Raw genomic sequence first — 20,306 nt, 5'->3', positions numbered from 1 at the left:
ACGAAGCCCAGGGCGTTGCGGCCGTCGAGTTCCTGGCAGCCGGCCGGGAGGTCGATACCGGCCAGGGATTGGGCGGCCACTGCGGTGGCGGCCGATACCCGGGCTCGCGACGGATGACCTGTGACGGCTCCCGTGGGGGCACCGGCCGCCTGCGGGGCGGCGGTGGCTCCTGGCCGGGCGGCCGGTGGTCGTTCACAGCTGCGAATGTACTGGCCGGGGCCGCGGCGTCAGGTCAGCCAGTCCAAGTGGCCCGCGGCCAGCGAGTAACCGACGAACGCGACGGCGTCGATCAGTCCGTGCGCGATGATCAGCGGCCACAGTCGGCCCGTGCGCATCCAGAGGTATCCGAACACCAGCCCCATCACCACGTTGCCCAGGCCCGCGGAGTAGCCCTGGTACAGGTGGTAGGCGCCGCGCAGCAGCGCCGAGATCGCCAGCGCGGCCGCCGGATTGAATTGCAGCTGGCGCAGTCGGGTGATCAGGAACGCGACGACGATGATCTCTTCGGCCCAGCCGTTGGCGAAGGCCAGCGCCAACAGCACCGGGATGCGCCACCAGGTGTCGTACAGCTGGGCCGGTTCCACGGCGGCGCTCAGGCCCAGCACCCGGGCCGCGACGTACAGCCCCAGTCCGGGCAGCCCGATGAGGGCGGCCAGGCCGAGGCCACCGGTCACGTCGGGATGCCAGCGGATACGCCCGAGGCCGATGCGGCGGGGGCCGAAACCGCTGCGCCACAACAGGTACAGCCCCAGGGCGCCCCAGGCCACCAGCTGCAGGACCGAGGCCATGTTGAGGCCGAAGTCGATGAGGTCGAACGGGGACCGGCGCTGATTCAGTGCCACCCGCCGACCGGCCAGCCCCAGCAGGACGGCCTCGATCAGGTCCAGCAGCGCGGTGTAGGCGCTCAGTCCGAAGGTGACGGCGAGGACGACGAAGACCTCGATGCGCAGGGTGCGCCGGGGCAGCGGGTCCGGTTCGGTCACCGCAGCCACGCTAGTGGCCGCGCGGCGCGACTTCAGATCCGGCGCGCGCGTAGCCCGTTGAGGAAGGGGCAACCCATCAGGATCCGGATGGCCTGGCTGAGGCCGGCCACGTCGTCGACCGGTTTGGCGAACGGCAACCGGACGTCGTGGTCGCCGGTCTCGTCCTCGACCCGCAGTTGCACGCCGTAGCGATCCAGGCCCAACGGCCGCACCCGGCCACTGCGCAGCGTCATGGGCAGCCGGGCCGACAGCCGCTCGACGACATCGCGGTGCGCCGATTCCAGGTGGCGTAGCCAGCAGGACTCCAGGCCGCAGAACGGATCGGGCCGCGCCTCCAGCAGGGCGCCGACACCGACCGACTCGGCCCCGGTCGAGTCGGCGACCACCACGGATTCGATCTCCAGGCGGACCAACGCGTACGGCGTCTCACCGCCGACGGGTTCGTCGGTGTTCACTTGCAGCAGAGCGGGATTCGGGTGTTCGGCGGCGATGAGGTCGAGCAGGCCGCCGACCTCGTGGGCGGGCACCGGCACCAGGCGGCCACGCATCCATACCAGGGATCGCACCGGTTCGCGCAGGGGCAGTGGCGCGTAGTCGGTCATCTCCAACACGGCTTGCATACCGGCCGCGCCGGCCGACACCAGCGCGCCTGCCAACGCTCCGTCGGCGGGGATGGTGATCGCGAACGAGCCGTCGGCCAACAGATGGTGCACCGGGGTGGCGGTGGGATCCAGACCGTCGACCGCCACCATTGCGCCACCGGCCCGTGCGCAGGCGCTGCGGATCCGCTCGGCCGTCGTCGGGGCCGCCACCACAGTCGTCATCAGAACACCTTCCCTTAGTGAGGTAAGCCTTACTTAACTACACGACCTCCCTGTCCGCAAGGTTTTCCTCTCGGCGTGGGCGGGGCCGCCCGCGCGAGCCACTAGGGTGAGAGACGTGCCGCGCATCGCCTATCTCGGACCGGAGGGGACGTTCACCGAAGCGGCGTTGTTGCAGATGGCGGCCGGTGCGAAGATCCCCGGCGGCGGTCCTTCCGGAACTGAGGTCACGCCCGTGGGCTGTGACAGCCCCGGCGCGGCGCTGGAGGCCGTCCGGTCCGGCGGGGCCGAGTACGCGTGCGTGCCCATCGAAAATTCCATCGAAGGGTCGGTGTTGCCCACCCTGGACGGGTTGGCCGCCGGATCGGCCCTGCAGATCTTCGCCGAGCACACACTCGACGTGGCGTTCAGCATCGTCACCCGGGCGGGCGCCGCCGCCGCGGACATCGCCACCGTGGCGGCCTTCCCGGTCGCGGCCGCGCAGGTGCGGCGCTGGCTGGCCGCCGAACTGCCGCAGGCCTCGGTGGTCCCCGCGCAGTCCAACGCCGCCGCCGCGGCCGATGTCGCGGCCGGCCGGGCCGATGCCGGGGTCAGCACGGCGCTGGCGGCCGAACGCTATGCGCTGCAGGTGCTCGCCGCGGGCGTCGTCGACGAGCCCAACGCCCGCACCAGGTTCGTGCTCGTCGGGCGGCCGGCGCCGCCGCCGGCGTGCACCGGCGCCGACTGCACCTCGGTGGTGCTCAGGCTGGACAACGAGCCCGGCGCGCTGGCGGCCGCGATGACCGAGTTCGCCATGCGGGACATCGACCTCACCCGCATCGAATCCCGGCCCACCCGAACGGAATTGGGAACCTACAAGTTCTTCCTCGATTGTGTGGGACATATCGATGACGACGCCGTCGCCGAGGCGCTCAAGGCGCTGCACCGGCGCTGCGTCGACGTTCGTTTCCTGGGGTCCTGGCCGACCGGTGCCGCGGCCGGGGCGGTACCGCCCGCCTCGAGCGAGGCGACGCGGTGGCTGGCGGCACTGCGCCAAGGAGAGCGATTGTGAGCGGGCGGCTGGTACTGGTACGGCACGGGCAGTCCTTCGGCAACGTCGAGAAGCGGCTGGACACCCGGCCGCCCGGCGCCGAGCTCACCGAGCTGGGGCACGAACAGGCCAGGGCGTTCGCTCGGGACTGGGGGCATCCGGTCGGCGTGGTCGCCCACTCGGTGGCCACCCGGGCGCGGCAGACCGCCGCCGGAATCGGCGGGCACCTCGAGGTGGCGCCGCGGGAGCTCGACGACATCTATGAGGTTCAGGTCGGCCACCTCGAGGACCGCAATGACGACGCCGCCGTCGAGCAGTTCGACAGCATCTACCGGCGCTGGCAGCTGGGCGACCTCGACGCGTCGATGCCAGGGGGCGAGAGCGGGCGGCAGGTGCTCGATCGCATCGTGCCGGTCCTGACCAAACTGCGGATCCGACACCTCGACGACCACGACTGGCAGGACGACATCGTGGTGGTCAGCCACGGCGCGGCGATCCGGCTGGTGGCCGCGGTGCTGGCCGGTGTGGACGGCCGGTTCGCGCTGGATCATCACCTGGCCAACACCGAGAGCGTGGTGCTCAGCCCGATCACCGACGGGCGCTGGAGCTGTGTGCAGTGGGGCGAACTCGCTCCGCCGTTCTACGCGGACAAGCTGCCCGAGGAGAGCGTGCCCGACCCGATGGGCTGATCCTGCGCGCAGCCACACCCGACGGCCATGCAGTCGATGGTGTAGGTGTGGTCCATCTCGGGATGGCCGCAGTCCTCGGTGCATTCGGCCCGCCAACCGATGTGCAGGATCACCGTGCCGTGGCAGTGGGCGAGGCCGTCCGCGCACTCGCGGCAGTGCGCACTCATGTGCGATCCGCCTTCGGCTCCTGGTTGGTCCTCATGGTTCGTTCTTAGCACCGCGTGCCGACAAGCCGGCGTTCCCACGCGGAAGGCACCCTCGCCCGTCGCTCCGCTCGCCCCAGGAATTCAAGCCCAACCCAATTCGTGCAGCCGATCGTCGTCGATGCCGAAGTGGTGGGCCAGCTCGTGCACGACGGTGATCGCGACCTCCTCGACCACCTGCTCCTCGGTGTCGCACATCTCCAGCAGCGCATCGCGATAGATGGTGATGGTGTCGGGCAGGTACCCGCCGTAGGACGAATCCCGTTCGGTGAGCGCGACACCTTCGTACAGGCCGAGCAGATCCGGCTCGTCCGGATGGCGGCCCTGCACCAGGAACACCACGTTGTCGGCGGTGGCGGCCAGCTCCGGCGGGATCAGATCCAGGGCATCGGAGACCAATTCGTCGAACCGTTTCCGGCTCATCGGCACCGGCATCAGGCGGTCACTGCACCGGCGGCAGCACCGGCTCCGCGGGACCGGGCGGCGGGCCGGCCGGCACGACTGGTGCGTCCGCGGGCGGTGGCGGTCCGTCCAGTGGGGGGCCGCCCGGAGCCTGCACATCGGCCGGCGGCGGCACATCGGCCGGCGGCGGCGCATCACCGGGCGGGGGCGGTCCGTTGAGGAACGTATTGCCGCCGGGCGCGGGCGCCGGGGTCGACGGCTGGCTGCTCTGGGTGGTCGGTGTCTGGTTCGACTGACCGGGCAGGTGCTGGTCGGACTGGGTCTGCTGGGTGGTCGACTGTGACGACTGGCCGGAGTCGTATCCGCTCGACGAGGACTGGCTCTGCGACAGATCGATGGACGGCGGCGGGATGGCCGGCATGTTCAGCCGCTCGTCCGGGATGTCCGGTGGCGGCACCGGCGGCCGGCCGTTGATCATCAACGCACCCTTGGCGCTGTTGAGCAGGGTGGACCAGCCGCCGTTGCCCAGGGTGGTGCCGATGCTGCAGGACACCTGATGGCTGCCGGCCAGCCAACTGGGCAGCGAGATGGTGCTGTACACCAGCGTCAGCGTGGTGGTGCGCAGCTTCAGCGGCGCCAGGTACTCGTCGGTGATCTTGGTGCAGGTGTCCTTGACGTAGGTGTCCTGCTCCTGCTCGGGCGGGACGCCGGCCGGATACTTCTCGGCGAGGTTGACCGCGCCGGTGACCTCGAGCGCGTGCGGGCTGGCGCAGTCGACCGGGATGTCGGTGGGCTGGTTGGTGGCCGGATCGATACCCAGGCAGGTACCTGCGGGCCACACCTTGGACTGGTCCACCGCGGCGACCTTGCCCTGGAAGGCCTGCTGCTGGTTGTCCGCGCCGGGCAACTGCAGGCCGCACAGCATGCGGCGCTCGCCGTTCTGCCGCCACGCCTTCTCCCCGGACCACAACAGGCTCACCGCGAACCGGCCGTTGGGGTCGTACTTGTCGCCCAGGTAGCGCTGCACGGCGCTCTGGCACTGCTCCTGGCTGATCTGCTGGATGCGCGCCGGCGACGGCGGCGCGGCGTTGGCGCCGTACTCGGTGCCGGGGAAGGCGCGCAGGTCGATGGCCTCGGCCACCTCGAACCGGTGCTCGGTGGTGCAGTCGACGATCTGTGCGGCGTCGGGCACCCGGTCCGGCCAGTTCAGGCACGATCCGCTGGTGGCGTGGTCGAAGGTGCTGTTGGACCGGGCCAGGCCACCGGTGCCGGAACTCAGGCCGGCGAGCCGGCCGCCGGCCGCGGTGTCCGGCAGCACGGTGATCACACCGGCGATCATCAGGCCCCCGAGGGCGGTCAGCAGCAGCGCGCGCCGGGTGGGGGTGAGCTGGGCGTCACGCAACCAGGCCAGCCGCCGCGACGCGGGCGGCGGGGGCCCCTCGTCGAGGAACGGCTGCGGGTGCTCTGGTGCGTCCAACATCGGCTCCATTGTGACAGGCGTGTCACGGCCTGTGACAAGTGATGCGGTTGTAACGTTATGTGGTTGTGGCACGGTGCTCCCCACCGGCGCTGCCCAATTCGGGCGGCACAGTAGGGTTACCGCCGTGATCGACCTCAAGCTGCTGCGTGACGAACCGGACCGGGTGCGTGCCTCACAGCGCGCCCGCGGCGAGGACCCCGGCTTGGTGGATGCGCTGCTGGATGCGGACACCGCCCGCCGCGCCGCCATCTCGGCCGCCGACAATCTCCGTGCCGAACAGAAGACGGCCAGCAAGTCGGTGGGCAAGGCCTCCCCCGAGGAGCGGCCGGCCCTGCTCGAGCGCGCCAAGCAACTCGCCGAGGAGGTCAAGGCCGCCGAAGCCGCGCAGGCAACGGCCGAGAGTGCCTTCACCGCCGCGCATCTGGCCGTCGCCAACGTGATCGTGGACGGGGTGCCCGCCGGCGGCGAGGACAACTTCGTCGTGCTGGACACCGTCGGTGATCCGCCGGTCATCGACTCGCCCAAGGATCATCTCGAGCTCGGCGAGGCGCTGGGGCTGATCGACATGGAGCGCGGCGCCAAGGTGTCGGGCTCGCGGTTCTACTTCCTCACCGGCCAGGGCGCGCTGCTGCAACTGGGCCTGCTGCAACTCGCGGTGCGGCTGGCCACCGCCAACGGGTTCACCTTGATGATCCCGCCGGTGCTGGTGCGGCCGGAGGTGATGGCCGGTACCGGATTCCTCGGCGCGCACGCCGACGAGATCTACCACCTCGACGACGACGATCTGTACCTGGTGGGCACCTCGGAGGTGCCGCTGGCCGGCTATCACGCCGACGAGATCCTGGACCTGTCCGGCGGGCCGCTGCGCTACGCCGGCTGGTCGTCCTGCTTCCGGCGCGAGGCAGGCAGCTACGGCAAGGACACCCGCGGCATCATCCGCGTGCACCAGTTCGACAAGGTCGAGGCGTTCGTCTACTGCAAGCCCGAGGACGCCGAGGCCGAGCACGAGCGGCTGCTGGCCTGGCAGCGGGAGATGCTGGCCGCCATCGAGGTGCCCTACCGGGTGATCGACGTCGCTGCGGGCGATCTGGGCTCGTCGGCCGCGCGCAAGTACGACTGCGAGGCCTGGGTGCCGACCCAGGGGACCTACCGCGAGCTCACCTCGACGTCGAACTGCTCGACGTTCCAGGCCCGCAGGCTGTCCACCCGTTACCGCGACGACGACGGCAAGCCGCAGATCGCCGCCACGCTCAACGGCACCCTGGCCACCACCCGGTGGCTGGTCGCGATCCTGGAGAACCACCAGCAGCCCGACGGCAGTGTCCGGGTGCCCGCCGCGCTGGTGCCCTATCTCGGTACGGAGGTGCTGACAGCGTGATCGAACTCGACGATGCGGAGCTGCGGAACTGGTTCGGGTTCGGGGTGGCGGGCAACTTCGCCGGTCATCTCGAACAGGCCGGGGAAGCAGTCGATTTCACCAACGTGGCAGCCGTCGGGAACGCCCCGAAAGGCATCTTCCCGTGGTACGCGCCGGGCAGCGACACCTTCCTCGGTGAGTTCCCGCTGTCGCACGACGAGATCGCCCTGCCTGCCAGTGACAGCCCGCTGAATCTCCAGATCGAGCCCGAGGTCGGACTGGCCTGCGAGGTGCGCTGGCAGGGCGACACCGTGGTGTCGTTGCTCCCGTTCGCGCTCGGCGCGTTCAACGACTGCTCCATCCGGCGCCCGGGCGCACCGAAGATCAGCCACAAGAAGAACTGGGGCCCCGCCTCCAAAGGTGTTGCGCGCCAGTTCTTCGAGGCCCACGACCTCACCCCGGACGGCCCGACGGCCACCATGCGGCTGGTGTGCTACCTGAACACCGCCGACGGTCAGGAGCACGAGTACGGGGTGGACAGCCCGCTGCTGGGCTACTCGTACTACGGCGAGGTGCTGCTGGACTGGATCACCGAACGGCTGGCCAACCAAAAGGGCGCCCCGGACACACCGCTGGAGGACGTCGGCGCACTGATGGTGGCCTCCGGGCATCCCGAGCACGTGCTCATCGGGATCGGCGCCACCCGCTACACCCCGCTGGGCGAGTCGACCTATCTGTCGCCGGGCGACGAGGCGGTGGTCCGGGTGTATGACACCGCGTCCGACGCGTACTCCGAGTTGCGCCAAAAGGTGCGCTGAGCGGAGCGTCCGCCGAGCAATCGGTGCGGTTCTGCCCACGCGGCGCCGCGATGTGCGCTGTACTTGATCGCGAGCATGGCCCTGCCGTTGGCTGAGGGGGAATCGCGGATGAGTACGGCCGCCGAACGCGCTGCACAACTGGATCTGGTCGGCCGGTTGAAATCGGCCTTTCCCGAGATCCCGGACGCGCCCTATCCCGACTTGATGGACCACGGGCGGATCGTCGCGCTGACCAAACCGGTGCACGACGTCGGGGGCGAACCCGACGCCCCGACGCGCTACGTCAACAAGGACTACGAGTACTGGGAGCACATGACCTATGTCATGTGCGAAGTGCTCGCCTGGCGCGGCATCTGGCTGTCCGAGGAGCGCCGCCGGATCGGCAACGTCGACGTGGGACGCGCCGTCTACCAAGGCTTCCCGTACTACGGCCGGTGGCTGCTGTCCGTCGCGCGGGTGCTGATCGAGAAACACCACATCGGCCTCACCGAACTCACCGAGCGGATGATCGAGGTGCGCGACCGCTATGCCGACGGCCTGGCCGGCCAACAGTTGCGGGCCGAGCCCAAGGGCGAGGGGGACGGCTCGCAGGTCCCGCGCAACGAGCACCACATCCACGCCGTCGGCAAGGGTGACCCACAGGTGTACGCCGGCCAGGCCGGTGACCCCAAGTTCACGGTCGGCGACCGCGTGGTGGTGCGCGACGAACTGCCGGTGCTGTTCTACACCCGCACGCCCGAGTACTGCCGCGGCGCCGAAGGCGAGATCGCCGTCGTCGCCTACGAGAGCCCGGCCGCCGAGGACGAGACCTGGGCCCGCTCCGATGCCAAGCCGGAGTGGTTCTACGTGGTGCAGTTCAACCAGGCCGACCTGTGGGACGACTACACCGGGTCCCCGACCGACACCCTGCGAACCGAGATCCCCGAACACTGGTTGCGAGGCGCCTGATGCACGACCACGACCATGACCACGACCGCACGGTGAAGCCGATGGTCGACGAGATCACCGACTTCGAGGTGCTCGAGATCGCCCTGCGCGAGCTGTGCATCGAGAAGGGCATCTTCACCGCCGAGGAGCACCGCCGGTTCACCGAATTCGCCGAGCAGATCGGGCCGACCCCCGCGGCCCGACTGGTGGCGCGCGCCTGGCTGGATCCCGACTTCAAGGCGCTGGCGCTGGCCGAACCGATGACCGCCAGCAAGGAGGTGGGGGTCGACTGGCTGGAACCGACCGGGTTCGGCACGCCCAGTGACTTCACCGCCTTCGAGATCCTGGCGGACACCCCGACCGTGCACCACGTGATCGTGTGCGCGCTGTGTTCCTGCTATCCCAGACCGATCCTGGGCAACTCGCCCGAGTGGTACCGCACCCCCAACTACCGGCGCCGGCTGGTGCGCTGGCCCCGTCAGGTGCTCTCCGAGTTCGGCCTCTATCTGGGTGACGACATCGAAGTGCGCGTGCAGGATTCGAACCAGAAGCATCGCTTCATGGTGATGCCGCTGCGCCCCGAGGGCACCGACGGCTGGACTGAGGACCAGCTCGCCGAGATCGTCACCCGCGACTGTCTGATCGGCGTCGCGCTGCCCAAGGCGGGCGTGACGACCAACGTCGTCGTGGAGACCCGGCCCGCGATCCACCCCAACGGCGCATGAGCACCGCGCCCGAGCCGCTGGCCGCCATCGTCGAGCGCAATCAGGTGTGGTCGCGGATGGCCGCGAAATACGGTGTGGAGAACCCGGTTCCGCCCTGGAAGACGAGCCTGGACGGGCTGTGCGACGCGCTCGACCGCGCCGAGTGCGACGAGGCCGACCTCCCGAACTTCAAGGAGCGCCGGGACGAGGAGGATGCGCTGTCGGCGACGGTGTACGCAGACCTGCCGTACCCGGAGAACCAGCTGATGTCACTGGCCCATTCGCTGCTGGCGCGCGGGGTGATCGGGGAGGCCGAGCTGGCGCAGCGGCTGGCAGCGGTGCGGGCCCGGCTGGAGGCCTGACCGTCACTACTGCTGCAGCAGCTCGTCCAACACCGACACGAACTCCTTGACCCGCAGCGGCGTGAACGCCGGGCTGGGCCGGGTGCCGGGCACGTCGAGCACGATCAGGGTGGACTTGATCGGCCGCCACACGTCCAGCGGCAGCCAGCGGCGCGGGTCGTCCGACGGCCCCCAGATCCGGAACCGGTCGAAGACCAGGCCCAGCGACTCCGCCTTGTAACCCCGGATCGCCTGCAGCGGGATGATTTTCGACGTCCCGGACGGGAAGTGGTAGCGCCGCAGCGTCAGGGCCTGGCGATCCAGTTGGATCAGCCCGTCGTCGTACGACACCGCCGTGGTCATGACGTCCTGGCGCTCCTGAGCTGGTGCCCCTTGGCGGTCAGGCAGCGGCCGTTCTCCAGATTCCACTGCCAGCCGTGCAGATTGCAGGTCAGCGTGTTGCCTTCCACCACACCGAATTTGGACAGATCCGCCTTCAGGTGCGGGCAGCGGCGCTGGATCTCCCATCCGTCGAGCACGGTGGAGGCGCTGTCGTCGTGCGCCTCGGCGAACCAGCCGTCCGCGTAGGCGATCCGTTCGTCGGTGAGGCATTTGAAGAACGTGTAGAGGTATTCGTTGTAGCCGCCGACCCGCCAGGCCCGGAACCGGGTGGACAGGAAGATGGTGTTCACCCAGTCGGGTTCGTTGTCGCGCACCACCGTCCGCACCAACTGCGCCGGGATCTCGAAGCCGTACCGGAACTTCTCATCCGGGATCGGCTCGCGCACTGCCCGTTTCGGGAAGTCCAGCACGACGGTCTCGGTGCGCGACGCCCCGGGCAGCCGCAGCTCCACGGGGTACCCGATCCCGTCGCAGATCTGATCGGACTGCGCCATGATCGGTTCGAAGCGGGCTCGCAGCGGCTCCAGCAGCGATTCTCCGTCGGCCGGTGCCCAACCGGCCTTCTCCGCCGCCAGCACCGGGGCCATCCGCTGCGCGTATGCCTCGATGTAGGCGGCCTTGCCGGTGGTGAAGATGGACTCCGGGTCGTCGACCGGGTGGGTCAGCGAAACCAGTTGTGCGCCGGTGAAATCCGCCGTCGAGCCGGGGATCATCAGCAGCCCGCCATCGTGACCGTGGGTGCGCAGCTGGTCCAGGAACACCACCTGGTCGGGGAAGATGTTGGCCGGATCGCCGTGGTCGTCGTTCAGGTCGCGCAGCTCCGGGTCCAGGAAACACGGCGGCCCGGCCGACGGCACCACCCAGGTGGCACCGACCTGGGCGATGTACTGGCGGCAGCGGTCCATCTGGCGCTGCCGCTTCTGGATGCCGAAGGCCTCCTTGGCCCGGGCCGGCATGTCGTAGACCATCGGGTACCAGATGGCGCCGGAGTACTGCAGCATGTGCACGTCGATATGGCCGAACTCGCGGGCCAGCATGTCCAGATCGATCGGCCGCGCGTCGTTCATGTTGAACGCGGTGGTGACGCGGTCGGAGACCACCAGGCCTGAATCGCCGATCGGGCCGTCGGCGGGAGCGCGCAGCGCGATGATCATGATGTCCAGCTCGCCCTTGGGGCCGCTGACGGTGTGCTTCACCGAATCGGTGGTCTCGACGAAACGGTGGAACCCGAGGGCCTCCAACTCGCGGCGCAGATCGGGCACCGGGTAGTCCGGCAGTAGCACGACGGCGTCCTTGTTGACGTGGTCGCGCAGGGTCGCCGGATCGAAGTGGTCCTTGTGCAGGTGGCTGACGTAGAGGTAGTCGCAGTTCCCGAGGGCGTCCCAGTCCAACGTGCTGTTGTCCGGGAAGGGGAACCAGGAGGCGAAATACGCGGGGTTGACCCAGGGGTCGCACAAGATGCTGCCTGCCGACGTATCGATCAGGAAGCCTGCGTGCCCCACACTCGTGACCTGCACAAATACCCTTTCGTGTGGTTACAGCCGTGCGGTATCAGGGTAACCGGAGCCGCCGGGTGGCCGCTGCAGCACTAGGCTGTGCGATGTGGAGCCGGTATACGGGACTGTCATCCAAGCCGCTCGCCTCGTGTGGCGGTTGCAGGGCTTGAAGTTCACCGTGACCGGGGTGGAGCACCTCCCGGTCACCGGGGGTGCGGTGATCGCGATCAACCACACCAGCTACTTCGATTTCACCTTCGCCGGGCTGCCCGCATATCTGCAGCACCGCGGCCGCAAGGTCCGGTTCATGGCGAAGAAAGAGGTGTTCGACAGCAAGGTCAGCGGCCCGATCATGCGCAGCCTGCGCCATATCGAGGTGGACCGCGACAGTGGTGCCGAGTCGTTCACCGCGGCCTGCCAGGCCCTCAAGGCCGGGGAGCTGGTGGGGGTGTACCCCGAGGCGACCATCAGCCGCAGCTTCGAGATCAAGGCGTTCAAGTCCGGGGCGGCCCGGATGGCCATCGCGGCCGACGTGCCGATCGTCCCGCACATCGTGTGGGGCGCCCAGCGCATCTGGACCAAGGGTCACCCCAAGAAGATGTGGCGGCCGAAGGTGCCGATCTCGGTGGCGGTGGGTGAGCCCATCTACCCGACGCTGCCGGCCGCCGAGCTGACGGCGCTGCTGCATTCGCGCATGCAGCATCTGCTGGAGCAGGTGCAGGATGCCTACGGGCCGCACCCGGCGGGCGAGTACTGGGTACCGCACCGGTTGGGTGGCGGGGCGCCGACGCTGGCCGAGGCCGATCGGATGGACGCCGAAGAGGCGGCGGAGAAGGCGGCCCGCCGGGCCCAGCGCGCCGGTGAGGCGCCGGAGTAGCGCGTATGGAGCCGGTTTTTCGTTCCCTCGAGATCGCGGGGAAGGCGGCGATGCGTGTCACCGGCACCCGGCTGGATTTCCAGGGGCTGGAACACCTTCCGCGTGTGGGCGGGGCGGTGGTCGCGATCAACCACACCAGTTACGTGGATTTCCTGCCCGCGGCGCTGGCCGCGACGGCTCGCGGGCGCCGGATGCGGTTCATGATCAAGGCCGAGATGCAGGACGTGCGCGGGGTGCACTTTCTGATCAAGCATGCCGGCACCATTCCGGTGGACCGCAGCGCCGGCGGTGCGTCCTACCCGATCGCCGTCGAGCGCCTGCGGGCCGGCGAGCTGGTCGGGGTGTATCCGGAGGCCACCATCAGCCGCAGCTTCGAGCTGAAGGAGTTCAAGACCGGGGCGGCGCGGATGGCGCTCGACGCGCGGGTGCCGATCATCCCGCTCATCGTCTGGGGAGCACACCGCGTCTGGACGAAGGACCATCCGAAGGCCTTGGGCCGCAACCACCTTCCCATCACGGTGGCGCTGGGTCCAGCGCTGCCCCCCGAGGGCGGCGTCGACGAGATCATGGCCGAGCTGCGCCGGGCGATGCGGTCGTTGCTGCATGCCGTGCAAGAGGCCTATCCACATCCCGCGGGGGCGTACTGGGTGCCGCGGCGGCTCGGCGGCGGCGCACCCACCCCCGAGGAAGCCGCCCGTCTCGACGAGGCCGAGCTGGCCGAGCGGGGCCGCAGACAACTCGGGAGGCACTGAATCTTGGAAGGCACGCAATGTTGCCCGCTCTGATCGCCACGGACGTCGACGGCACGCTGCTCGACGAAGGCGAGAACGTCACCCCCCGTACCCGCGCCGCGGTGCGGGCCGCGGTGGACGCCGGGGCGCAGTTCGTCCTGGCCACCGGCCGCCCGCCGCGTTGGGTGCCGCCGGTGGTGGAGCAGCTGGGCTTCGCCCCGATGGCGGTGTGCGCCAACGGCGCGGTGATCTACGACGCCGCCAACGACCGGATCGTGTCGGCGCGCACCCTGTCGGCGGAGGTGCTCACCGCGCTGGCCGATATCGCCACCTCGGTGATTCCTGGCGCCGGTTTGGCGGTGGAGCGGGTGGGCCGCAGCGCACACGATGCCGCGACCCCGCAGTTCGTCAGCTCACCCGGTTACGAACACGCGTGGCTCAACCCGGACAACACCGAGGTGTCCATCGAGGACCTGCTCAGCGCTCCCGCGGTGAAGCTGCTGATCCGCAAGGCGGGGGCGCAGAGCGCCGATATGGCCGCGGCGCTGGCACCGTACGTCGGCGTCCGGGGTGACCTGACCTACTCGACCAACAACGGTCTGATCGAGGTGACGCCACGGGGCGTCAGCAAGGCCTCGGGCATCGCGGAGGTGGCCGGGCCGCTGGGGATCGCCGCCGAGGATGTGGTGACGTTCGGTGACATGCCCAACGACATCCCGATGTTGAGCTGGGCCGGGCACGGGGTCGCCATGGGCAACGCGCATCCCGACGCGGTGGCCGTCGCCGACGAGGTCACCACCACCAATGCCGACGACGGGGTGGCCCGGGTGCTCGAACGCTGGTGGATGTGAACTCTTCGGTCAGCGCGCATCGATCGGGGTGAACCGCTCCATCTGGATGGGGGAGTGATTCGGCGGCGGCAGCTTCAGCGGCACGCCGTCGGTGACGCGGGTGACCGCACCGGTCTCCCGGTCGAAGTTCAGGGTGCCGTGCTGGAAGTTCTGCACGATCCACTGCGGCTCGCCGATCTCGCCGCTGGTGGGCAGGCCGAGCGCGCCGCGCTCGAAACCCAGTGCGCCCCAAGCGTCGTAGATGGCGCCGGTCACCGGCTGGGCACCGGTGACCGGTGACCAGTACATGGCGCCGCGGTCGAAGGTGACATAGCGGGCGGTGCCGTCGCCGGCGGCCTCCGGTGAGGTCGGCATGCCCAGCGGGCCCTTCTCGGCGCCCATCGCCTGCCACTTGGCGAAGATGGCGCCGCCGCGCAGCGTGTCCACCAGATCGGCGGGGCCGGCCGGCCGGTTGAACCGGGCGGCGATATCCCGCAGCACCGGCATCAGGGCGTAGGCGGCGTTGCCCGGGCAGTCGGTGTTGCCGACGTCGCGGTGCGTGAAGATGGTGGGCAGGGTTTCCACGGCTCCCGCCGCGAATTTGGTGAAGTCGCCGCCGGCCGAGGTCAGGGTGACGGTGCCCAGCGGATCCACGTGGTCCAGCCCCAGGCGCCAGCCCAGCAGCCGGCCGGTGGTGCGCAACTGGATCGGGGTGGGCGGCTCGGTGTCGAAGTCGCCGAGCATGGCCACCCCCCAGGTGTCGGTGTTGAAGCCGCCGGTGTGCGCGCCCTGCACGGGGCGGTCCATGCCGCCGGCGCGGCCCTCGAACACCTGCCCGTACTTGTCCACCAGGGCGTTGTAGGCGATGTCGCACCAGCCCAGGGTGCGGGCGTGGTACTCGTAGATCGAGCGCACGATCGCCGCCGAGTCCTCGGGCAGGTAGTCGTTGCTGCCGGCCGTGTGGTGCACGACCCCGGCCCGCACCCCTTGGTCGTAGATGGGGGCGCCGCACTTCATCGCTTCGTCGGCACCCCACTGGGCGCGGCTGATGATGTTGGGCGGCCGGCCGGGGATGGTCGCGGCGGCCGCGGGCGGGTTGAACTGCACGTCGATCGGCGCCTTGGGTGGGCTGATCAGCACGGCGTTGACGTTCTGCGGCAGCGGCTGCTCGACATTGGCCGGGATGTAGCCGAGGTCGCGTTTCACTGGGGCCGGTGCCGGAGGTGTGTGGCTGACGGCGATCTGCACGGTGGTGGTGCGGCCGACGAACACCGGCTCGGTGCCGTGCGTCGCCTTACCCTGCGGTCCGACGCCGTCCAGGGTCTCGGTCTCGTACCAGGGGCCCCAGGAGCCGTCGGGCTGTTTGGCGCGGACCCGCGCGGTGGTGCCGTCCAGGTCGTCGGCGGTGATCGCCACCAGCGAGAACGGGGTGTCCTGGTGGACTTCCTTGATGGTTTCGCCGGCAGCGTCGGTGCCGTGCAGGTCGTTCAGCGGCTGCTGGCTGATGGCCACCGGGGGCTGCTTGTCGGTCTCGGGTACGCCGTTGATCGCCCACGGCAGGATGACGACCGTGCCGACGACTGCCGAGAGCAGCAGTGACGGTGCAGGACGACGACGTAACACGCCCCGATGTTACGTATGGGTCTGGTGTTACCAGAGTTTCGACACGATACGAATTCTGGGCCGCACATAACGGCACCGCAGAGCCGGAAAGGCTTCTGCGGTGCCGTTCGGTGACAGGCTTGAGATCAGGCGCCCGCGCTCAGGTTTGACTAGGCGCCCGCGCCTGGGGCTTGATCAGGCGCCCGCGCCTGAAGCGACCTGGGCCACCGCCCCCGTCGCCGTGCTGGCGGCGGTGCTGGCGGCGTCGGCAACCGGCGCGGCGGCCGCCGCGGCCGGGGCGGCGGCCGGAGCCGCCTGCTTGATGGCCGACTGGATGGCCGGCATCACCATGCCCTTGAGCAGATCGATGGCCTGCCCGGCGCCCAGCTGCTGGGCCGCGCTGTTCAGGTCGCCGAGCAGCCCGCCGCCACCGCTGGCGGCCGCCGGGGCGCCCAGGCCCAGACCCGGATCGCCACCGAGGATCGGGTAGGTGCCCGCCATCGGGTCCAGCCCGATCGGAGCCGAGATCGGCACCTCACCGGGAACGCCCAGGCCGGTGCCACCGAGCCCCGGCGTACCCAGGCCCGGCGTCGTCAGGCCCGCAGTGCCCAGTCCCGGCGTGGTGCCCAGACCGGCCGGGGTGGCCAGGCTCGGCGACAGCGGCGAGGTGAGGCCCGGGGTGGCGCCGGTCAGCGCCGGGTTGGTGTTCGACGGATCGGTCAGCGAGGTCGGGCTCAGCGACGGGGTGGTCGAGTTGATCGGCGGCACGCTGAGTCCGGGCGCGGTGGTCCCCGAGCCCTGCAGGCCCGGCGTCAGGCCGGTCGGCGGGGTCAGGCCGGTGGCGCCCAGTCCGGGTGTGCTCAGGCCGGGCGTCAATCCGGGCGAGGTCAGACCCGGCGAGGTGAGGCCGGTGGCACCGAGGCCCGGTGACGTCAACACCGGGCTGGCCGCCGGCGAACCGGTCAGAATGCCCGTCGGCATCGGGGGCAGATTGACCCCGAACTGGGACAGCCCCTGCGACAGGGCCGAGATCAACTCCCCGGGCAGGTCGGTGATCAGCGCCGCCTGCACGAACTGCCGGTGCTGCGGCTGTTCGTCCTTGGCGGGTACTTCTGAAAGCGCAGCAATTGCAACTGGACTTGCGACGGCCAGGGCGGCGACTGCGCTCATGGCTGTCGAGAGCTTGCGTCGACGTCGGTTCGGCACGGAAGTCTCCTCAATACATGGACTACGTGTTTGCGGTTGATTCGGTGAAACACGTCGGCGACAACGGTTTTGTGCCTTGGTAAACCAGCGTCCGCCAACGTGATTGATGGTACTGCTGTGACTACTGGGTCAAGAGTGACGATATTGAATTGTGAGCGAATTGCGACCTGCCCAGTACGTGGCGCCGTCCCACGTTTCGGGTGCGTGGGGCGCGGTCGGATACCCTTGCTGCCGATGACCGATCAATCTGCCCGCGTCGCCGCGCGCCCTGCCACCGGTCGTTTCGACCTCCTCGTCGTGGGTTCGGGTTTCTTTGGCCTGACCATCGCCGAGCGCGCCGCCACCCAGCTGGACAAGCGGGTCCTGGTGGTCGAACGCCGGTCGCACATCGGCGGCAACGCCTACTCCGAGCCCGAACCCGAAACCGGGATCGAGGTGCACAAGTACGGTGCCCACCTCTTCCACACCAGCAACAAGAGGGTGTGGGACTACGTACGCCAGTTCACCGAGTTCACCGGCTACCAGCACCGCGTCTTCGCGCTGCACAAGGGCCAGGCCTATCAGTTCCCGCTGGGGCTGGGGCTGGTCTCGCAGTTCTTCGGCCGGTACTTCACCCCGGACGAGGCGCGGGCGCTGATCGCCGAGCAGGCCGCCGAGATCCACACCGCCGACGCCCAGAATCTGGAAGAGAAGGCCATCTCGCTGATCGGCCGCCCGCTGTACGAGGCGTTCGTCAAGGGCTACACCGCCAAGCAGTGGCAGACCGACCCCGCCGAGCTGCCCGCCGCGATCATCAACCGGCTGCCGGTGCGCTACACCTTCGACAACCGCTACTTCAACGACACCTATGAGGGTCTGCCCGCCGAGGGGTACACGGCCTGGCTGCAGAACATGGCCGCCGACGACCGGATCGAGGTCCGGCTGGACACCGACTGGTTCGACGTCCGCGACGAACTGCGGGCGGAATCCCCGGACGCCCCCGTCGTCTACACCGGCCCGCTGGACCGGTACTTCGACTACGTCGACGGCCGGCTGGGCTGGCGCACGCTCGATTTCGAGACCGAGGTGCTGCCGACCGGAGACTTCCAGGGCACCCCGGTGATGAACTACAACGACGTCGACGTCCCGTTCACCCGGATCCACGAATTCCGGCACTTCCATCCCGAACGGGACTACCCGGCCGACAAGACCGTGATCATGCGGGAGTTCTCCCGCTTCGCCGAGAACGACGACGAACCGTACTACCCGATCAACACCGAGGCCGACCGTGCCCTGCTGGCCGGCTACCGGGACCGGGCCCGTGCCGAAACGGCAAGTGCCGGAGTTCTTTTCGGTGGACGGTTGGGTACCTACCAGTACCTCGACATGCACATGGCGATCGCCAGCGCGCTCAACATGTACGACAACATCCTGGCCCCGCATCTGCGCGACGGCGCGCCGCTGCCGGCCCCAGACGAAAGCAGCAAAGCATGAGTGACATCCCCTCCGGCGCGCTCGACGGCGCCGAATCCCGGGCGGTCAGCCTGCTGTCCAGGGTGATCCTGCCGCGGCCCGGTGAACCGCTGGACGTGCGCAAGCTCTACATCGAGGAGTCGGCCACCAACGCGCGGCGGGCGCACGCGCCCACCCGCACCACGCTGGAGATCGGCGCCGAATCCGAGGTGTCGTTCGCCACCTATTTCAACGCCTTCCCGGCCAGCTACTGGCGGCGCTGGTCCATCCTGGAATCGGTGGTGCTACGCGTCGAGCTCAGCGGCAGCGCCCGGGTCGACGTGTACCGCTCCAAGGCAACCGGGGCGCGGATCACGGTGGGCGGCACCGAAATCGTCGAGTCCGGGGTCGCCGAGTTCGAGATCGGGCTGGAGCCGTTCGAGGACGGCGGCTGGATCTGGTTCGACATCACCACCGACACCGCGGTGACGGTGCGCAGCGCCGGCTGGTACGCGCCCATCCCGGCGCCCGGCGTCGCCGATATCGCGCTGGGCATCCCGACGTTCAACCGGCCCGCCGACTGCGTCGGCGCGCTGGCCGCACTGACCTCGGACCCCCTGGTGGACAAGGTGATCAGCGCGGTGATCGTCTCCGACCAGGGCACCAAGAAGGCCAAGGACCATCCCGGATTCGCCGCGGCGGCGGCCCCGCTGGGCGACCGGCTGACCATCCACAACCAGCCCAACCTCGGCGGGTCCGGCGGCTACAGCCGGGTCATGTTCGAGGCGCTGCGCAACACCGACTGCCAGCAGATCCTGTTCATGGACGACGACATCCGCATCGAGCCGGATTCGATCCTGCGGGCGCTGGCCCTGAGCCGTTTCGCCAAGGTGCCCACCCTGGTCGGTGGGCAGATGCTTAACCTGCAGGAGCCCTCCCACCTGCACGTGATGGGTGAGATGGTCGACGCGGAAAACTTCATGTGGACCGGTGCGGTCAACACCGAGTACGACCACAACTTCGCCAAGTACCCGCTCAACGACGAGGAGCACTACCGCAGCCGAATCCTGCACCGCCGCATCGACGTCGACTACAACGGCTGGTGGATGTGCATGATCCCGCGGCAGGTGGCGCAGGAACTGGGCCAGCCGCTGCCGCTCTTCATCAAATGGGACGACTCCGAGTACGGGCTGCGCGCCGGTGAGCACGGCTACCCCACCGTGACACTGCCGGGCGCGGCCATCTGGCACATGGCCTGGAGCGACAAGGACGACGCCATCGACTGGCAGGCCTACTTCCACCTGCGCAACCGGCTGGTGGTCGCGGCGCTGCACTGGGAGGGCGACGTCAAGGGCCTGCTGGCCAGCCACCTCAAGGCGACATTGAAACACCTTCTCTGCCTTGAATATTCGACAGTCGCCATCCAGAACAAGGCGATGGACGACTTCCTGGCCGGCCCGGAGCACATCTTCTCCATCCTGGAATCGGCGCTGCCCGAGGTGCGAGCCATGCGCCAGCAGTACCCCGACGCGGTGGTGCTGCCCAGCGCGACAGCGCTGCCGACACCCTCGGACAAGAAGTGGCGCAAGAAGGTGAAGATCCCCACCAGCCCGCTGTCCATCTCACTGCGCCTGACCCGCGGTGTCGTGCACCAGCTCAAGCCGCACGATCCGGCGCACCACGTGCGCCCGCAGATCAACGTCGCCACCCAGGACGCCCGATGGTTCTCGCTGTGCAAGGTGGACGGGGTCACCGTCACCACCGCCGACGGCCGAGGCGTGGTGTACCGCCAGCGCGACCGCGCCAAGATGTTCGAGCTGCTGCGGGAATCGCTGAAGCGGCAAGCGCTGCTGGCCCGCAAGTTCAACCGGATGCGCAAGGTGTACCGCGCCGCACTGCCGGAGCTGACCAGCCCGCAGCGGTGGGAGGCGGTGCTCAACGCGCACGCCGAGCGCACCTCCCTGGAAAAGGCCTGA

21 protein-coding genes are annotated in these 20,306 nt (G+C 69.3%); 12 read left to right on the top strand and 9 right to left on the bottom strand.

Translation table 11 applies throughout. From position 1 onward, the window contains the following. Positions 1–227 precede the first annotated feature (227 nt). Both AWB94_RS01975 and AWB94_RS01970 read right to left on the bottom strand, forming a co-directional pair. A complete protein-coding gene (locus AWB94_RS01975; RefSeq protein WP_234811576.1) occupies positions 228–983 on the bottom strand; it encodes a CPBP family intramembrane glutamic endopeptidase in 756 nt (251 codons plus the stop codon). A 32-nt stretch (positions 984–1,015) separates the two neighbouring features. After that, positions 1,016–1,807 carry a DUF2470 domain-containing protein gene (locus AWB94_RS01970; RefSeq protein ID WP_062660062.1) on the bottom strand — a complete coding sequence of 264 codons (792 nt, stop codon included), beginning with the start codon at positions 1,805–1,807 and terminating at the stop codon, positions 1,016–1,018. A gap of 115 nt (positions 1,808–1,922) precedes the next feature. Here AWB94_RS01970 and pheA point away from each other — a divergent pair, with 115 nt between their 5' ends. Together pheA and AWB94_RS01960 are read left to right on the top strand one after the other, a co-directional pair. Continuing rightward, entirely contained in the window at positions 1,923–2,855 is a 933-nt protein-coding gene (pheA, locus tag AWB94_RS01965; RefSeq protein WP_062660063.1) for a prephenate dehydratase, read from the top strand. Continuing rightward, positions 2,852–3,523: a histidine phosphatase family protein gene (locus AWB94_RS01960; protein ID WP_062660064.1), complete on the top strand. Its 672-nt coding sequence runs from the start codon at positions 2,852–2,854 to the stop codon at positions 3,521–3,523. The genes pheA and AWB94_RS01960 overlap by 4 nt, the downstream gene beginning before the upstream one ends. Here the strand turns inward: AWB94_RS01960 and AWB94_RS01955 are convergent. The 3 genes from AWB94_RS01955 to AWB94_RS01945 form a co-directional block, all read right to left on the bottom strand. Beyond that, a complete protein-coding gene (locus tag AWB94_RS01955; RefSeq protein ID WP_084395536.1) occupies positions 3,475–3,690 on the bottom strand; it encodes a hypothetical protein in 216 nt (71 codons plus the stop codon). The two genes, AWB94_RS01960 and AWB94_RS01955, sit on opposite strands and share 49 nt — an antisense overlap. Positions 3,691–3,810: 120 nt before the next feature. Next, positions 3,811–4,161, bottom strand: a complete 351-nt coding sequence (locus AWB94_RS01950) for a metallopeptidase family protein (RefSeq protein WP_062660065.1) — start codon at positions 4,159–4,161, stop codon at positions 3,811–3,813. Positions 4,162–4,168: 7 nt separating this feature from the next. Further along, complete coding sequence (locus AWB94_RS01945) at positions 4,169–5,617, bottom strand: septum formation family protein (protein WP_062660066.1); 1,449 nt, start codon at positions 5,615–5,617, stop codon at positions 4,169–4,171. 115 nt (positions 5,618–5,732) lie between these two features. Here AWB94_RS01945 and serS point away from each other — a divergent pair, with 115 nt between their 5' ends. From serS to AWB94_RS01920, 5 genes are all read left to right on the top strand, one after another. After that, positions 5,733–6,986 (top strand): serine--tRNA ligase, encoded by a 1,254-nt coding sequence (gene serS, locus AWB94_RS01940; RefSeq protein ID WP_062660067.1) that lies wholly within the window; start codon positions 5,733–5,735, stop codon positions 6,984–6,986. Beyond that, the gene (locus AWB94_RS01935; RefSeq protein WP_062660068.1) at positions 6,983–7,783 is read left to right on the top strand and encodes a DUF5718 family protein; all 801 of its coding nucleotides are present in this window, start codon (positions 6,983–6,985) and stop codon (positions 7,781–7,783) included. The genes serS and AWB94_RS01935 overlap by 4 nt, the downstream gene beginning before the upstream one ends. A 108-nt stretch (positions 7,784–7,891) precedes the next feature. Further along, positions 7,892–8,731, top strand: coding sequence for an SH3-like domain-containing protein (locus AWB94_RS01930; RefSeq protein ID WP_062660231.1), 840 nt, complete (start codon positions 7,892–7,894; stop codon positions 8,729–8,731). Beyond that, positions 8,731–9,435, top strand: coding sequence for a thiocyanate hydrolase subunit gamma (gene scnC / locus AWB94_RS01925; protein WP_109762672.1), 705 nt, complete (start codon positions 8,731–8,733; stop codon positions 9,433–9,435). The genes AWB94_RS01930 and scnC overlap by 1 nt, the downstream gene beginning before the upstream one ends. Further along, positions 9,432–9,776: a hypothetical protein gene (locus AWB94_RS01920; RefSeq protein WP_024452584.1), complete on the top strand. Its 345-nt coding sequence runs from the start codon at positions 9,432–9,434 to the stop codon at positions 9,774–9,776. The genes scnC and AWB94_RS01920 overlap by 4 nt, the downstream gene beginning before the upstream one ends. A 6-nt stretch (positions 9,777–9,782) precedes the next feature. Here AWB94_RS01920 and AWB94_RS01915 read toward each other — a convergent pair whose 3' ends face one another. Continuing rightward, a complete protein-coding gene (locus tag AWB94_RS01915) occupies positions 9,783–10,118 on the bottom strand; it encodes a hypothetical protein (RefSeq protein WP_024452583.1) in 336 nt (111 codons plus the stop codon). Beyond that, the gene (locus tag AWB94_RS01910) at positions 10,115–11,674 is read right to left on the bottom strand and encodes an MBL fold metallo-hydrolase (protein WP_024452582.1); all 1,560 of its coding nucleotides are present in this window, start codon (positions 11,672–11,674) and stop codon (positions 10,115–10,117) included. Before AWB94_RS01910 ends, AWB94_RS01915 begins: the two co-directional genes overlap by 4 nt. A gap of 85 nt (positions 11,675–11,759) precedes the next feature. Here AWB94_RS01910 and AWB94_RS01905 point away from each other — a divergent pair, with 85 nt between their 5' ends. The 3 genes from AWB94_RS01905 to AWB94_RS01895 are packed head-to-tail and all read left to right on the top strand — an operon-like array spanning position 11,760 to position 14,112. After that, entirely contained in the window at positions 11,760–12,530 is a 771-nt protein-coding gene (locus AWB94_RS01905; protein WP_024452581.1) for a lysophospholipid acyltransferase family protein, read from the top strand. Positions 12,531–12,535: 5 nt separating this feature from the next. After that, positions 12,536–13,282 (top strand): lysophospholipid acyltransferase family protein, encoded by a 747-nt coding sequence (locus AWB94_RS01900; RefSeq protein WP_024452580.1) that lies wholly within the window; start codon positions 12,536–12,538, stop codon positions 13,280–13,282. A gap of 17 nt (positions 13,283–13,299) precedes the next feature. Further along, on the top strand, positions 13,300–14,112 hold the full coding sequence (locus AWB94_RS01895) for a Cof-type HAD-IIB family hydrolase (protein WP_024452579.1): 813 nt from the start codon (positions 13,300–13,302) through the stop codon (positions 14,110–14,112). A gap of 9 nt (positions 14,113–14,121) precedes the next feature. Here AWB94_RS01895 and AWB94_RS01890 read toward each other — a convergent pair whose 3' ends face one another. Both AWB94_RS01890 and AWB94_RS01885 read right to left on the bottom strand, forming a co-directional pair. Beyond that, on the bottom strand, positions 14,122–15,714 hold the full coding sequence (locus tag AWB94_RS01890) for an N-acetylmuramoyl-L-alanine amidase (RefSeq protein WP_062660069.1): 1,593 nt from the start codon (positions 15,712–15,714) through the stop codon (positions 14,122–14,124). Between the two features lie 174 nt (positions 15,715–15,888). After that, complete coding sequence (locus AWB94_RS01885; protein WP_062660070.1) at positions 15,889–16,899, bottom strand: hypothetical protein; 1,011 nt, start codon at positions 16,897–16,899, stop codon at positions 15,889–15,891. Between the two features lie 234 nt (positions 16,900–17,133). Here AWB94_RS01885 and glf point away from each other — a divergent pair, with 234 nt between their 5' ends. After that, positions 17,134–18,372 carry a UDP-galactopyranose mutase gene (gene glf, locus AWB94_RS01880; protein WP_062660071.1) on the top strand — a complete coding sequence of 413 codons (1,239 nt, stop codon included), beginning with the start codon at positions 17,134–17,136 and terminating at the stop codon, positions 18,370–18,372. After that, complete coding sequence (locus AWB94_RS01875; protein ID WP_062660072.1) at positions 18,369–20,306, top strand: glycosyltransferase; 1,938 nt, start codon at positions 18,369–18,371, stop codon at positions 20,304–20,306. Before glf ends, AWB94_RS01875 begins: the two co-directional genes overlap by 4 nt.

It is taken from the genome of Mycolicibacterium canariasense, from assembly GCF_002101555.1.
Lineage (GTDB): Bacteria > Actinomycetota > Actinomycetes > Mycobacteriales > Mycobacteriaceae > Mycobacterium > Mycobacterium canariasense.
Note: the sequence above shows the minus strand (reverse complement) of the source record. Positions and strands in the feature narration are given on the sequence as shown.